Source organism: Geodermatophilus bullaregiensis, assembly GCF_016907675.1.
Lineage (GTDB): Bacteria > Actinomycetota > Actinomycetes > Mycobacteriales > Geodermatophilaceae > Geodermatophilus > Geodermatophilus bullaregiensis.
The window spans coordinates 2,393,935-2,408,242 of sequence record NZ_JAFBCJ010000001.1 but is presented as its reverse complement, the minus strand read 5'-3'; the positions used below and the strand labels follow the sequence as shown (position 1 = coordinate 2,408,242).

Sequence of the window (14,308 nt, the reverse complement as noted above, 5' to 3'; positions counted from 1 at the left end):
CTGACACGGGCGACAGCGCGTGTCCGAGGGCACGACGGCCGGCGGAATGCGCGGCGCCCCGTCCGGCTTCCTCCCCGGAGTGACCACCACCCAGGAACGGCCGGCCGCGGCCCCCGCCGTCCGCGACCGGCCCGGGACGGCGCGCACCGCGCTGACCCTCGGGGCGTTCGTGGCGCTCGGCCCGCTGACCGTCGACATGTACCTGCCCGCGCTGCCGACCATCGCCGAGGACCTGGGGACCAGCCCGGCGACGGTCCAGCTCACGCTCACCGGCACGCTCGTCGGGCTGGCGCTGGGCCAGCTGGTCCTCGGCCCGCTGTCGGACGCCCTGGGCCGGCGCCGTCCCCTGCTGGCGGGGACGGCGCTGCACGTCGTCGCCTCGCTGCTGGTCCTGGTGGCACCCGACATCACCGTCCTCGGCCTGCTGCGCTTCCTGCAGGGCGTGGGGACGGCGGCCGGTGCGGTCATCGCGCTCGCCGTCGTGCGCGACCTGTTCGAGGGCCGGGCCGCGGCGACCATGCTGTCCCGGCTGTTCCTCGTCCTCGGCGCGGCGCCGGTGCTGGCGCCCACCGTCGGCGGGGAGGTCCTGCGCGTCACCTCGTGGCGCGGGGTCTTCCTCCTGCTCGGGGTCTACGGGCTCCTGCTGCTCGCCGTCGGCGCGCTGGCCGTGCGCGAGACGCTGCCGCCGGAGCGACGGCGCAGCCCCGGCCTCGCCGGCACGCTGCGCGCCTACCGGGTGCTGTTCCGCGACCGCACCTACGTCGGGCTGGTGCTGGTCGCGGGCCTGACCATGGCCGGGCTGTTCAGCTACGTCTCCGGCTCGTCGTTCGTCTTCCAGGACCAGTTCGGCCTCGACGAGCAGCAGTTCGGCCTGCTCTTCGGCGCCGGCGCGGTCTGGCTGATCGCCGCCACCCAGCTCAACCCGGTCGTGCTGCGCTGGTTCTCCCCGGCCCAGGTGCTGGTGGCCGGCACGGTCGTCGGCGCCCTGGCCGGCGCGGTGCTCCTGGTCCTCGCCGGCACCGGCACCGGCGGGCTGTGGGCGGTCGCCCTCCCGCTGTGGGTGGTGCTCTTCGGCTCCGGCCTGGCGCTGCCGAACGCGCCCGCGCTGGCGCTGTCCCGCCACGGCGAGGCGGCCGGCACCGCGGCGGCGCTGCTCGGCGCGGTGCAGTTCGGCGTCGGCGCGGTCGTGGCCCCGCTGGTCGGCGTCCTCGGCAACGACGCGGTCGCGATGGGCGTCGTCGTCGTGGCGGCGCTGGTCACCGCGATCGTCGTCCTGGTGGTCGTCGTCCGCCCGTGGCAGCTGCCCGACGAGGTGCCCGTCCCCGCCTAGGCTGACCCGCGTGCCCGACCTGGCCGGGGCCGTGTGGCCGCAGCTGCCCGAGCGGCCGCTGCTGGTCGTCCCACTCGGCTCGGTCGAGCAGCACGGCCACCACCTGCCGCTGGCCACCGACACCGTGGTCGCGGAGGCGGTGGCGCGGGCGGCGGACCTCGGCGGGGTCCTGGCGCCACCCCTGCCCTACGGCGCCAGCGGCGAGCACGAGGGCTTCCCCGGCACCGTCTCGATCGGCACCGCGGCGCTGACCACCGTGCTCGTCGAGTACGGCCGCTCCGCCTGCCGCTGGGCCGGCCGGCTGCTCGTGGTCAACGGCCACGGCGGCAACCTCGACGCGCTGCGCCGCGCCGTCCCGCTGCTGCGCGAGGAGGGCCGGGACGCCGCCTGGTTCCCGTGCGGCGTCCCCGGCGGGGACGCGCACGCCGGGCGCGCCGAGACGTCGCTGCTGTTGCACGTGGAACCACGGTCGGTGCGGACCGACCGGTCCGTCCCGGGCGAGACCGCGCCGATCGGCGACCTGCTGCCCCGGCTGCGCGCCGAGGGCGTGCGCGGGGTCAGCCCGACCGGCGTCCTGGGCGACCCGGCCGGCGCCTCGGCGGAGGAGGGCGCGCGCTCCCTCGCCGGCCTCGTCGCGCGGCTGGCAGCCGCCGTCGCGCGCTGGGACGTCGACGACGCCGGCCGGCTGCGCTGAGCGGTCAGCGCATGTGCGTGCGCGGCCGCTCGCGGCGGACGCCGTCGACGAACACGTCGACCACCTCGTCGTAGAAGGCCACCAGCCCGGCGATCGGTGACATCTCCCGCGTCGGGAAGTCGTAGGACCACGCGACGTCCTCGACGACCGCGCCGCCCACGTGCGCCGACCAGTACCCGCTGGTGCGGCCCTTGTAGGGGCACTGGGTGACCGTGGCGCTGGGCGCCAGGTGCTCCCAGCGGACGTCGGTGCGCGGCAGGTAGGACCGCGTCGGCAGGCCGGTCTCGAACACCAGCACCGGCGAGGCGGACTCGGCCAGGACGACGCCGTCGCGCTCGACGCGGACCCGCCGCGAGCTGCGCAGCGCGTCGACCCGCGCGTAGGGGTTGCGCGGGTGGACGAACACCTCCTCGTCCTCCTCGAACCAGGCGTCCAGCGCCGCCCAGTCGAAGCGGACGGTGCCGGCCAGCTCGGGGACCCGGTCGCCGGTGTGCACCAGCGCCGCGCCGGGCCGCTGCGCGTCCCCGGCCCGCAGCGTGTGCCGCGTCGCGGTCCCGACCGGCGTCTCCGCGACGGTGCCCTTGTCGGTGAGCACGCCCGGGGCGACGTCGGCCAGCGGGATCGCGTACTGCGGGTACGGCGGCCACTCCCACACGTAGGACGCCCGGCAGGTGTCCACGACGACGGTGCCGCCGAGCACGGCGCGCACCCGCCGCGGCACCGGCGCGACCGAGCCGGTGGGGACGATCGGTTCGGGGTGGTCCTGCACGGGCCCTCCTGACCTCGGGGCACCAGGATGACGGCAGCAGCCGTCCGCCGACACCGTCCCAGCGAAGGAGACGCCATGGCGCACCAGCCGGTCGTGGACCCGGGCCCCGGGGCGCCGATGGCACCCGCCCGGGGCGCCGTCGAGACCAACGGGATCAACGTCATCGCCGAGGAGGAGCGCCGGGGCCGGCCGCGGCAGCTGTTCTGGCCGTGGTTCGGCGCCAACGTCAGTGTCCTCGGCCTGGCCTACGGCTCGTTCCTGCTCGGCTTCGGCATCTCCGCGGCGCAGGCGCTGGTGGCCGGCGTCGTCGGGATCGTCGTGTCGTTCCTGCTCTGCGGGCTGGTGTCGATCGCCGGCAAGCGCGGCTCGGCGCCGACGCTGGTGCTCAGCCGGGCCGCGTTCGGCGTCACCGGCAACCGGGTGCCCGCGGTGCTGTCGTGGGTCTACACCGTCGGCTGGGAGACGGTCCTGGTCTCGCTGGCCACCCTCGCGACGACGACGGTGTTCACCCAGCTCGGCTGGGGCGGCGGGACGGCGACGCAGGTGGTGGCGCTGCTGGTGGTCGCCGCCCTCGTCGTGGGCGGTGGCGTCCTCGGCTTCGACGCGATCATGCGGATGCAGACGGTCATCACCGTGGTCGGCGGCGCGCTCACCGTCGTCTACGTCGTCCTGGTGGCCGGCCGGGTCGACTGGTCGGCGGTCACCGCGACGCCGAGCGGGTCGACGGCGGCGTTCGTCGGCGCGCTGGTCCTCGCCATGACCGGTTACGGCTTCGGCTGGGTCAACGCCGCGGCCGACTACTCCCGCTACCTGCCGCGGACGGCGTCGACCCGCGGTGTCGTCGCCTGGACGACGTCCGGCGGCGCGCTGGCCCCGGTGGTCCTGCTCGCCGCCGGCCTGCTGCTGGCCGCGTCGGACCCGGAGCTGTCGGGGGACATCGGCGCCGACCCGATCGGGGCGCTGGGGGCGATCCTGCCGACCTGGTTCCTCGTGCCCTTCGTCGTCGTCGCGGTGCTCGGCCTGGTCGGCGGGGCGCTGCTGGACATCTACTCGTCGGGGCTGTCGCTGCTGGCCGCGGGCCTGCGGGTGCCCCGCCCGGTGGCGGCGGGCATCGACGGCGCGCTGATGGTGCTGGGCGCCGTCTGGGTGGTGTTCCTGGCCGGGAGCGACTTCTTCGTCCAGTTCCAGGGCTTCCTCATCACCCTGGGTGTGCCGATCGCCGCCTGGTGCGGGGTCTTCCTGGCCGACCTCGCGCTGCGCCGCCGCGCCTACGCCGAGCCTGACCTCTACGACCCGCGCGGCCGCTACGGCGCCGTCCCGCCGGTGCCGCTGCTGCTCCTGGCCGCCGGCACCGTCCTCGGCTGGGGCCTGGTGACCAACGGCCTGGCCGGCTGGCTGGACTGGCAGGGCTACCTGCTCGGCCCGCTCGGGCTCGGTGGCCGCGAGGGCGACTGGGCCTTCGCCAACCTCGGCGTCCTGGCCGCCTTCCTGGTGGGGCTGCTCGGCACGCTGGCGCTGCGCCGCCCGGCCGTGCGGACGCAGGAGGCCGCCCCGCCGGTCGCGGGACGGCCTCCGGTCGGCTGAGTCAGGGCTGCAGGGTCTCGGCGAACAGCGGCACCGCGTTGTCCAGGGCGTACCCGGTGCCCAGCACCGAGCCGCTGGAGAAGGCGTTGACCAGCGTCTCGTCCTCCAGGAGGAGCGCGTTGCCGGCCTGCACCGAGCCCAGCGTCTGCCACAGCGGGTTGCCGGTGATCTGCGCCGGGTCGACGAAGATCGGGAAGACGACGGTGAGCGGCGCGTCCAGCAGCGGCACCTGCTCCTCGCTGATCGGCACGAAGAAGCCCTCGCCGGCCAGGTCCTGGATCGCCGGCTCGTTGCTGAAGCCCAGCGCCTCCATGAAGTCGACGCGGGTGTCGCCGCGGACGTAGGCGCCGAAGCCCTCCGACGTGTACGCGCCGACGGCGACCTCGGTGCCGTCGAACCCGGGGTTGGCCTCGGCGGCGTCGGCGAACCGCTGCTCGAGGTCGCTCCGCAGCTGCCCGGCCTCGTCGGTGCGGCCCAGGGCCTGCCCGACCAGGTCGAGCTGCTGCTGCCAGGTGGTCCGGTACTGCGTCACGCCCTCCGGCACGCCGACCGTCGGGGCGATCTGGCGGAGCTGCTCGTAGCGCTCCTGCGTCCCGTCGGAGCGGGTGTCGAGGATCAGGTCCGGCTGCAGCGCGGCGACCGCCTCGAGGCTGGGCTCGAGCGTCTCGACGATCTCCGGTGCCTCGTCGTAGAGCCCCTCGGCCCACGGGCCCACGCCCTCGCCGCCGAAGCCCAGCCAGTCGCTGGCGCCCACCGGCTGCACGCCCAGCGCCAGGGCGGTCTCGGCGTCGGACCAGCCCAGCGCCACGACGCGCTGCGGCTCCTCGGGGATCTCCACGTCGCCGAAGGCGGTGCTCACGGTGACCGGGAAGGTCCCGTCCCCGCCGCCGGCGGACGACGACGCCGCACCCCCGCCGGACGCACCGCCGTCGGAGCCGCACGCGGCCAGCGTCCCGGCGGTGGTCAGGGCAGCCGCGACCAGGGCGGCGCGGCGGGTCAGGGGTCGGGGCATCGCGGATCTCCTCGTCGTCCAGGGAAGGTGAGCCTAACCTGACCACGGGGACGCCCTGCGCGCCCCGGGATCCGCCTGGATAGCCTCCGGCCGTGACCGATCCCGCCGGCCGGCTGGTCGTCGTCGACCTCCAGCGGGTGTTCGGCGACCCCGCCTCGCCCTGGGCGGCGCCCCGGTTCGAGGAGGTCCGTCCCCGGATCCGCCAGCTGGTCGCCGCCTTCGGGGAGCGCGTCGTCTTCACCCGCTTCGTCGCCCCGCGCGAGCCGGCCGGCGCCTGGGTGGCCTACTACCAGCAGTGGCCCTTCGCCCTGCAGCCACCCGACGCGCCGCTGTACGCGCTCGTCGAGGACCCCGGCGCCGCCCCGGTGCTGGACGCCACCACCTTCGGCAAGTGGGGGCCGGAGCTGGCCGCGTTGGTCGGCGGCGGCCCGCTGACCGTGGCCGGGGTCGCCACCGACTGCTGCGTCGTCTCCACCGTGCTGCCGGCCGCCGACGCCGGCGTCGCCGTGCGCGTGGTCACCGACGCCTGCGCCGGCTCCACCGACGACGACCACCGCCGCGCCCTGGACCTCATGGCCCTCTACGCGCCGCTGGTCGAGCTGACCACCACCGCGGACGTGCTGGCCGGGTGAGCCGAGCCGCTCCTGCCGGCCCGGCGGTCCCCGCGCCGCCGGACGCGCGGCTGCCCGACGGCTACGCCGTGCGCCTCGACCCGCGCACCCGCCGGACGGAGGACGGCGCGGCGCTGCTCGGCGGCTCCCCGCTGCGGCTGCTGCGCCTGGCGCCGCGGGCCCGCGACCTGCTCGCCGGCGGCCGGCTGACCGTCACCGACGCGGCGACGGCGGCGCTGGCGGCGCGGCTGCTCGACGCCGCGGCCGCCGTCCCCGAGCCGGCCGGACCCGCCCCCGGGCCGGACGACGTCACCGTCGTCGTCCCCGTGCGCGACCGGACCGCCGGCGTCGCGCGGCTGCTGGCCGCGCTGCGCGCCGACCCGGCCACCGCCGGCGTGCGGGTGCTCGTCGTCGACGACGGCTCGGCCGACCCCGCCGCCCTGGCCGCCGTCGCCGCGGCCGGCGGGGCGGAGGTGCTGCGCCACGGGCGGTCGGAGGGGCCGGCGGCCGCGCGCAACACCGGCCTGCGCGCCGCGACGACGGAGGCGGTGGCCCTTCTCGACTCCGACTGCGTGCCGGTCGCCGGCTGGCTGGCCGCGCTGCTCCCGCACCTGGCCGACCCCCGGCTGGCCGTCGTCGCCCCGCGGGTCACCGCCCTGCCGGCCGGCGACCCGGGCTGGGTGACGCCCTACGAGACGGCGGTCAGCGCGCTGGACATGGGCCCGTCCCCGGCGCCGGTCGCGCCGCTGACCGGCCTCTCCTACGTCCCGAGCGCCGCGCTGCTCGCCCGGCGGACGGCGCTGGGGGAGGGCTTCGACGCCGGCATGCGGGTGGCCGAGGACGTCGACCTGGTGTGGCGGCTGGCCGCGGCCGGCTGGCGGGTGCGCTACGAGCCGGCCGCGCGGGTGGCGCACGACCACCCCTCCTCCACGGCCGCCTGGCTGCGCCGCCGGGCGCTGTACGGCACCGGCGCCGCGCCCCTGGCCACCCGGCACGGCGACGCCGTCGCGCCCGTCGTCGTCTCCCCGTGGTCGGCCGCGGCGGTCGCGCTCGCCCTGGCGGGGGGCCGGCCCGGCCGGCTGGCCGCCGCCGGCACCCTCGGTGTCGCCGCGGCCCGGCTGGCCGGCCGGCTGGCCGCTCCGGACCGCACGGCGCCGTACGGGCTGGCGGCGGCCCTGGTGCTGCGCGGCACCGCCTCCGCCGGGCGCACGCTGGCCCGCTCGGCCACCCGGCACCACTGGCCGGTCGGCGTCGCGGCCGCCCTGGTGTCCGCCCGCGCCCGCCGCGGGCTCGCGGTGGTGGCCGCGGCCGACGCCGTCCTCGCCTGGTGGCCGCACCGGACCGAGGTCGGGCTCCTCCGCTTCGCCGCCGCCCGCCGGCTCGAGGACCTCGCCTACGGTGCCGGGCTGTGGGCCGGCGCCCTGCGCTCCCGCGACGCGCGGGCGCTGCTGCCGGCCCGCCCCCCACCCGGCTGACCAGGGCCGCGGCGTGCTGGCGCGGCCGTGCGATCGGGGTCACCATGGGCTGGTCATGAGCCAGAGCCCCGGGACCGCGCGGTGACCGGCGTCAGCCCCTGGCTCGCGTTGCCCGACGGGCGGCCGACGCCCGGCCTGACCCGCACCCTGCGGGCCGCCCACGAGACGTTCGTGACCCGCGGCGCGCCACCGCCGCAGGCCGGCGTGCGCGCGGTGGTCTGGGACTCCTGGCGGCGCAGCCTCGGCAGCGGGGTCGACCCCGACGGGGCGGGTCCCCCGGTCGACCTCCTCGACGACGACCTGGCCGCCTACCGCGCCGCCCACCCGCTCGCGCCGGTGCTGCCGGTGATCCGGCGGCTGCTGGTGGAGGACGCCGAGGCCGACCGGATGATCGTCGCGGTCACCGACGCCGACGGCCGGATGCTCTGGGTCGAGGGCGACCGCCGGCTGCGGTCGCTGGCCGAGGGCATGCACTTCGTGCCCGGTGCCCGCTGGTCGGAGGACGTCGCCGGGACCAACGCGCCCGGGACCGCGCTGGCGCTGGACCACCCGGTGCAGTTCTACGGCAGCGAGCACTACCGCCGGCCGGTGCAGCCGTGGAGCTGCTCGGCCGCACCGGTGCACCACCCGGTCACCGGCGTGCTGCTCGGCGCCATCGACGTCACCGGCGGCGACCACGTGGCCAGCCCGCACGTGCTCACCCTCGTCCGCGCCACCGTCGCCGCCGTCGAGTCGGAGCTGCGCTGGCTGCACCGCGAGGAGCGGCGCGACGGCGCGCGCCCCGTCCGCACCGCGCCCGTGCGCGAGACCGCGCCGCTGCTGGAGGTGCTCGGCCGGGAGCGGGCCCGCCTCACCCGGGCCGGCGGGCCGGTCGAGCTCTCCCTGCGCCACTCCGAGCTGCTCCTGCTGCTGGCCGAGGCCGCCGCCGCGGGGGAGGGCCGCAGCGCCGAGCGGCTGGCCGCGGAGTGCCACGCCGGCGAGGCCGCCGCGGTCACCGTGCGCGCCGAGCTGTCCCGGCTGCGCCGCCTGGTCGGTCCCGACCTCGTCGGCTCGCGGCCCTACCGGCTGCTCGGCCCGCTGGAGACCGACCTCGACGCCGTGCGCCGGCTGCTCGACCGCGGTGCGGTCACCGCGGCCCTCGACCGCTACCCGGGCCCCGTCCTGCCCCGCTCGAGCGCCCCGGGCGTGGCCGCCGCCCGGCGCCGGACCGCCGCCGGGCTGCGCGCCGCCGTCTTGGCCGCCCGGCGGCCCGAGCTGCTGCTGCGCTGGACCGCCCTGCCGGAGGCCCGCGACGACGCCGCCGCGTGGCAGGCGCTCCTCGAGGTCGTGCCGGCCGGCTCGCCGCACCGCGCCGCGGCCGCCGCCCACCTGCTCGCGCTGCGCCGTGCGGCGCGCGGCTGAGCGGCCCGACCCCCCGGGCGGGAATGCGCCCCGCCCCCGGTGCCTTGGCACGACCACGTGACCGTCCGCGCCGCCGCCCCGCCCGCTCCCCGGCCCACCTCCCTCGGGACGCCCCGGGTGGCGGTCGCCCTGGTCGCGCTGGCGCTGGGCGGCTTCGCGATCGGCACCACCGAGTTCGTGACCATGGGGCTGCTGCCCGACATCGCGGCCGGCGTCGGCGTCGACATCCCCACCGCGGGCCACGTCATCTCCGCCTACGCCCTCGGCGTCGTCGTCGGCGCCCCGGTCATCGCCGCGCTCGGGGCCCGCCTGCCGCGCCGCGGGCTGCTCGTCGGGCTCATGACCGCCTTCCTCGCCGGCAACGTGCTCAGCGCGCTCGCCCCCGGGTCGACGACGCTGCTGCTGGCCCGCTTCGTCAGCGGCCTGCCGCACGGCGCCTACTTCGGCGTCGCCTCGCTGGTCGCCGCCGCGCTGGTGCCCTCGGCGCTGCGCGGGCGGGCGGTCGGCTCGGTCATGCTCGGGCTGGCCGCGGCCACCCTCGCCGGCGTCCCCGCGGCCACCTGGCTGGGCCAGACCCTCGGCTGGCGGTCGGCCTACTGGGCCGTGGTCGTCCTCGCCGCGCTGACCGTCGCCGCGGTGCTCGCCGTCGTCCCGCGCGCGCCCGGGCACCCCGACGCCGGCATCCGCACCGAGCTCGGGGCGCTGCGCCGCCCGCAGGTGCTGCTCACGCTGGTGGTGGCCACCGTCGGGTTCGGCGGCATGTTCGCCGTCTACAGCTACATCGCGCCGATCACCACCGACGTCGCCGGGCTCTCGCGGGGCGCGGTGCCGTGGGTGCTGCTGGCCTTCGGTCTCGGCGGGTTCGCCGGCACCGCGCTGGGCGGCCGGCTGGCCGACCGCGCGCTGTTCCGGTCCCTGGTCGGGGCGATGGTCGCCGTCCTGGTCCTGCTCCTGCTGGTCGGCCCGGCGACGTCGGCCGGCCCCACGCTGTTCGCTGGGGTGTTCCTGCTGGCGATGAGCGCCTCGGTGCTCGTCGTCTGCCTGCAGCTGCGGCTCATGGAGGTGGCCGGGGACGCGCAGATGCTCGGCGCCGCACTCAACCACTCCGCGCTCAACGCGGCCAACGCGCTCGGTGCCTGGCTGGGCGGCGTGGTCATCGCCGCCGGGTACGGCTACACCGCCCCGAGCCTGGTCGGCGCCGTGCTGGCGGTCCTCGGGCTGCTCGCGCTGGCCGCCTCGGCGGCACTGCGGCGGCGGGAGCAGCGGGCGGTCCCGGCCGCCTGACCGCGCCGGGGCGCTGCAACGACGCTGCAACCTCGGGTCTGCGGCCCGGGACCCGAGTGACCGGCCCGCACCTGCGGGAGTCCGTCCCGATCACTGCCCGCACCTGCGGGTCCCGAGGTGGGGTCGTCAGAGGTAAGCGTGGCCTAAGTCACTCCCGCGTTGACAGACTCCGCCCGAGAGCGCCCGCACGCCGGGCGCGTCAGCCCCCTGCAACGGAGCGGAGGATCCATGACACAGGTCAGCATGCGGGTCGACGGCGTGACCTACACCGACGACGTCGAACCCCGGACGCTGCTGGTCCACCACCTGCGCGAGCAGCTGGGCAAGGTCGGCACCGTCGTCGGCTGCGACACCAGCAACTGCGGCGCCTGCACCGTCCACCTCGACGGGCAGGCCGTGAAGTCCTGCACCGTGCTGGCCGTCCAGGCCGACGGCGCGGAGGTCACCACCATCGAGGGCCTCGCCGGGCAGGGAGCTCCCGGCGCCGCGCTGCACCCGGTCCAGAAGGCCTTCCACGAGATGCACGGCCTGCAGTGCGGCTACTGCACGCCGGGGATGATCATGGCCTCGATCGACCTGCTCAACGAGAACCCGAACCCGAGCGAGAGCGAGATCCGCGAGGGCATCGAGGGCAACCTCTGCCGCTGCACCGGCTACCAGAACATCGTCCGGGCGGTCCAGCAGGCCGCCGGTGAGATGTCGGGCGCCGCCACCACGGACACGCTGGGAGCACAGGCATGACGGTCACCGAGGACCCGGCCACCCAGGCCACCGCGCCGGAGAAGGAGATCGGCAAGGCGCGCCGCCGCAAGGAGGACGCCCGCCTCATCACCGGGCGCACCACCTGGACCGACAACATGGTCCTGCCCGGGATGCTGCACCTGTCCGTCGTGCGCAGCCCCGTCGCGCACGCCCGCATCACCGCCATCGACGTCTCCGCGGCCGCCGAGGCCCCCGGCGTCGTCGCCGTCCTCACCGGTCGGGACCTCGCCGACGAGCAGGGCTCCATCCCCTGCGCCTGGCCGGTGACGCCGGACATGGTCAACCCCGGCCACCCGTCGATCGCCGTCGACCAGGTCAACCACGTGGGCGAGGCCGTGGCGGTCATCGTCGGCCGCTCGCGCACCGCCGCCGCCGACGCCGTCGAGCTCGTCGACGTCGACTACGACCTGCTGCCGCCGGTGCTCGACATGGAGGAGGCCGTCCGCGAGGGCGCCGACCTCGTGCACTCCTCGATCGGCACCAACACCAGCTACCACTTCGTCTTCGACGCGGGCGAGGCCGGGACCGGCACCGACACCGAGCAGGCCTTCGCCGACGCCGAGGTCGTGGTCAGCCGGCGGTTCGTCAACCAGCGGCTGATCCCGGCGTTCATGGAGCCGCGCTCGGTCGTCGTCCAGCCGCAGGGCGACAACTATACGATGTGGTCGGCCACCCAGGTGCCGCACATCCTGCGCGTCATGCTCGCCTCGGTCACCGGCGTGCCGGAGCACAAGCTGCGGGTCATCGCGCCCGACGTCGGCGGCGGCTTCGGCGGCAAGCTGCAGGTCAACCCCGAGGAGATCCTCGCCCTCCTGATCGCGCGCCGCCTCGGCAAGCCGGTCAAGTGGACCGAGACCCGCAGCGAGTCGCTCATGACCGCCCACCACGGCCGCGACCAGATCCAGTTCATCGACGTCGCCGCCGACCGCGAGGGCAACGTCAAGGGCCTGCGCGTGCGGCTGCTCGCCGACATGGGCGCCTACCTGCGGCTGATCACCCCCGGCGTCCCGGCCCTGGGTGCCTTCATGTTCCCGGGCATCTACAAGTTCCCGGCCTACCGCTTCGAGTGCGACGGCGTCTTCACCACCAAGGTGCCCACCGACGCCTACCGCGGCGCCGGCCGGCCCGAGGCGACCTTCGCCGTCGAGCGGATCATGGACGAGCTCGCCGTCGAGCTCGGTATGGACCCGCTCGAGCTGCGCCGGAAGAACTGGATCCAGTCCCAGGAGTTCCCCTTCACCACGGTGGCGGGCCTGGAGTACGACAGCGGCGACTACGACACCGCGACGCAGCAGGCCCTCGAGCTGGTGGGCTACGACGAGCTGCGCGAGGAGCAGCGCCGCCGGCGGGAGTCGGGCGATCCCGTGCAGCTGGGCATCGGCTTCTCCACCTTCACCGAGATGTGCGGCCTGGCCCCCTCCCGGGTGCTCGGCTCGCTGTCCTTCGGCGCCGGCGGCTGGGAGCACGCCTCCATCCGCATGCTGCCCACCGGCAAGGTCGAGGTCGTCACCGGCTCGACGCCGCACGGCCAGGGCCACGAGACGGCGTGGAGCCAGCTGGTCGCCGACTCGCTCGGCGTCCCCTTCGAGGACGTCGAGGTGCTGCACGGCGACACCGCGATCGCCACGCGGGGCCTGGACACCTACGGCTCGCGCTCGCTGGTCGTCGGCGGCACCGCGGTGGTCAAGGCCGCCGACAAGGTGATCGCCAAGGCCCGCAAGGTCGCCGCGCACCTGCTCGAGGCCAGCGAGGACGACCTCGACTTCACCGGCGGCCGCTTCAGCGTCCGCGGGACCCCGGGGACGGGCATGAGCATCCAGGAGGTCGCGCTCGCGGTCTTCGCCGCGCACGACTACCCGGAGGACGTCGAGCCCTCGATCGACGCCGACGCGACCTTCGACCCGGTGAACTTTTCCTTCCCCCACGGGACGCACGTCTGCGCCATGGAGGTCGACACCGACACCGGGTTCGTCAAGATCCGCAAGTACGCCTGCGTCGACGACGTCGGCACGATCGTCAACCCGCTCATCGTCGAGGGCCAGGTCCACGGCGGGCTGGCGCAGGGCATCGCGCAGGCGCTGTACGAGGAGGCGGTCTACGACGCCGACGGCAACCTCACCACCGGCACCTTCGTCGACTACCTGGTGCCCTCGGCCGCCGACCTGCCGCACTTCGACACGGGCAACACCGTGCACGTGGCACCGGGCAACCCGATCGGCGCCAAGGGCGTCGGGGAGGCCGGCTGCATCGCCAGCACGCCGGCGGTGGTGAACGCCGCGCTCGACGCCGTCCGGCACCTCGGGGTGCGCGACATCCGCATGCCGCTGACGCCCGAGCGGGTCTGGCGGGCGATCCACCAGGGCGGCGACGGCGGGGACCGGGCCACGGCCGGGTCCAACGCCTACGGCGGCGCCCAGACCGAGACCACCGCCGGTGTCTCGACCCCTGCTTCGTCCCTGGGAGGTGACCGGTGATCCCCGCACCGTTCGACTACGTCCGGCCGACCACGGTCGACGAGGCGCTGGCGGCGGTCGCCGCCGGCGGCGAGGACGTCAAGATCATGGCCGGTGGCCAGTCGCTGATCCCGGTCATGCGGCTGCGGCTGGCGGCGCCCGAGACGGTCGTCGACCTCGGCGGCATCGCCGAGCTCAAGGGCGTGCGGGAGGAGGGCGACCACCTGGTCATCGGCGCGATGACCACGCACGCCGAGGTGATCGCCGACCCGCTGATCGCGCAGTACGCCAGGCTCCTCGCCGAGGCGACCGAGACGGTGGCCGACCGGCAGACCCGCCGGCGCGGCACCTTCGGCGGGGCGCTCGCCCACGCCGACCCCGCCGGCGACCTGGCGGCGGTGGCCCTGGCGCTCGACGCCGAGATGGTCGTCGCGGGCCCGTCCGGGCGGCGCACGGTGCCCGCGTCGGAGTTCTTCGTCGACTACCTCACGACCTCCCTCGACGAGGGGGAGATCCTGGTCGAGATCCGGGTGCCCAAGCTCGCCGGCGACTGGGGGGTGCGCTACGAGAAGTTCAACCGCGTGGCGCAGGCCTGGTCGATCGTCGCCATCGCGGCCGCCGTCCGGCGGGAGGACGGGCACATCGCCGAGGCGCGGATCGGGCTGACCAACATGGGCCCGACGCCGCTGCGCGCATCGGCCACCGAGGCCGCCCTCGCCGGGGCTCCCGCGACGGCCGACGCGATCGCGGCCGCGGCGCGGTCGGCCGCGGAGGGCACCAGCCCGAGCAGCGACCTCAACGCCCAGGCCGACTACCGCGAGCACCTCGCGCAGGTGCTGACCCGCCGGGCGGTCAGCGCCGCCGCCGGGTTGTAGCTTGACGGAGGACCCCCTCGCCCCCCGACACCCGCGAGCCCGTGCTGGGGGGCGAGGG

Annotated in this window: 12 protein-coding genes; 10 read left to right on the top strand and 2 right to left on the bottom strand. The window is 76.4% G+C overall.

All coding sequences use genetic code 11. From position 1 onward, the window contains the following. Positions 1-79 precede the first annotated feature (79 nt). Entirely contained in the window at positions 80-1,330 is a 1,251-nt protein-coding gene (locus JOD57_RS11370) for a multidrug effflux MFS transporter (protein WP_307824617.1), read from the top strand. A 10-nt stretch (positions 1,331-1,340) separates the two neighbouring features. Further along, positions 1,341-2,024: a mycofactocin biosynthesis peptidyl-dipeptidase MftE gene (gene mftE, locus JOD57_RS11365; protein WP_204692131.1), complete on the top strand. Its 684-nt coding sequence runs from the start codon at positions 1,341-1,343 to the stop codon at positions 2,022-2,024. 4 nt (positions 2,025-2,028) lie between these two features. Here mftE and JOD57_RS26850 read toward each other — a convergent pair whose 3' ends face one another. After that, positions 2,029-2,793 (bottom strand): DUF427 domain-containing protein, encoded by a 765-nt coding sequence (locus JOD57_RS26850; RefSeq protein WP_204692130.1) that lies wholly within the window; start codon positions 2,791-2,793, stop codon positions 2,029-2,031. A 75-nt stretch (positions 2,794-2,868) separates the two neighbouring features. On the opposite strand from JOD57_RS26850, the gene JOD57_RS11355 reads away from it, so the two are divergent. Beyond that, positions 2,869-4,377, top strand: a complete 1,509-nt coding sequence (locus JOD57_RS11355; protein WP_239568391.1) for a purine-cytosine permease family protein — start codon at positions 2,869-2,871, stop codon at positions 4,375-4,377. 1 nt (position 4,378) lies between these two features. Here JOD57_RS11355 and JOD57_RS11350 read toward each other — a convergent pair whose 3' ends face one another. Beyond that, positions 4,379-5,389 (bottom strand): iron-siderophore ABC transporter substrate-binding protein, encoded by a 1,011-nt coding sequence (locus JOD57_RS11350; RefSeq protein ID WP_204692129.1) that lies wholly within the window; start codon positions 5,387-5,389, stop codon positions 4,379-4,381. 92 nt (positions 5,390-5,481) lie between these two features. Between JOD57_RS11350 and JOD57_RS11345 the strand changes: the two genes are divergently transcribed. The 7 genes from JOD57_RS11345 (at position 5,482) to JOD57_RS26845 (ending at position 14,250) form a co-directional block, all read left to right on the top strand. Continuing rightward, entirely contained in the window at positions 5,482-6,021 is a 540-nt protein-coding gene (locus JOD57_RS11345) for a cysteine hydrolase family protein (RefSeq protein WP_204692128.1), read from the top strand. Further along, positions 6,018-7,475, top strand: coding sequence for a mycofactocin biosynthesis glycosyltransferase MftF (gene mftF, locus JOD57_RS11340; protein WP_204692127.1), 1,458 nt, complete (start codon positions 6,018-6,020; stop codon positions 7,473-7,475). The genes JOD57_RS11345 and mftF overlap by 4 nt, the downstream gene beginning before the upstream one ends. Positions 7,476-7,556: 81 nt before the next feature. Further along, positions 7,557-8,876, top strand: coding sequence for a sigma-54-dependent transcriptional regulator family protein (locus JOD57_RS11335; RefSeq protein WP_204692126.1), 1,320 nt, complete (start codon positions 7,557-7,559; stop codon positions 8,874-8,876). 57 nt (positions 8,877-8,933) lie between these two features. Next, complete coding sequence (locus JOD57_RS11330) at positions 8,934-10,160, top strand: MFS transporter (protein WP_204692125.1); 1,227 nt, start codon at positions 8,934-8,936, stop codon at positions 10,158-10,160. Positions 10,161-10,388: 228 nt separating this feature from the next. After that, on the top strand, positions 10,389-10,901 hold the full coding sequence (locus JOD57_RS11325; protein ID WP_204692124.1) for a (2Fe-2S)-binding protein: 513 nt from the start codon (positions 10,389-10,391) through the stop codon (positions 10,899-10,901). After that, complete coding sequence (locus JOD57_RS11320; RefSeq protein WP_204692123.1) at positions 10,898-13,396, top strand: xanthine dehydrogenase family protein molybdopterin-binding subunit; 2,499 nt, start codon at positions 10,898-10,900, stop codon at positions 13,394-13,396. The genes JOD57_RS11325 and JOD57_RS11320 overlap by 4 nt, the downstream gene beginning before the upstream one ends. Further along, positions 13,393-14,250: an FAD binding domain-containing protein gene (locus JOD57_RS26845; RefSeq protein ID WP_204692122.1), complete on the top strand. Its 858-nt coding sequence runs from the start codon at positions 13,393-13,395 to the stop codon at positions 14,248-14,250. The genes JOD57_RS11320 and JOD57_RS26845 overlap by 4 nt, the downstream gene beginning before the upstream one ends. The last annotated feature ends 58 nt before the right edge of the window (positions 14,251-14,308 follow it).

Coding starts and splice junctions, on each gene's coding strand:
- JOD57_RS11355 (WP_239568391.1), top strand. CDS start 2,869: ATGGCGCACCAGCCGGTCGTGGACCCGGGCCCCGGGGCGCCGATGGCA.
- JOD57_RS11350 (WP_204692129.1), bottom strand. CDS start 5,389: ATGCCCCGACCCCTGACCCGCCGCGCCGCCCTGGTCGCGGCTGCCCTG.
- JOD57_RS11325 (WP_204692124.1), top strand. CDS start 10,389: ATGACACAGGTCAGCATGCGGGTCGACGGCGTGACCTACACCGACGAC.
- JOD57_RS11320 (WP_204692123.1), top strand. CDS start 10,898: ATGACGGTCACCGAGGACCCGGCCACCCAGGCCACCGCGCCGGAGAAG.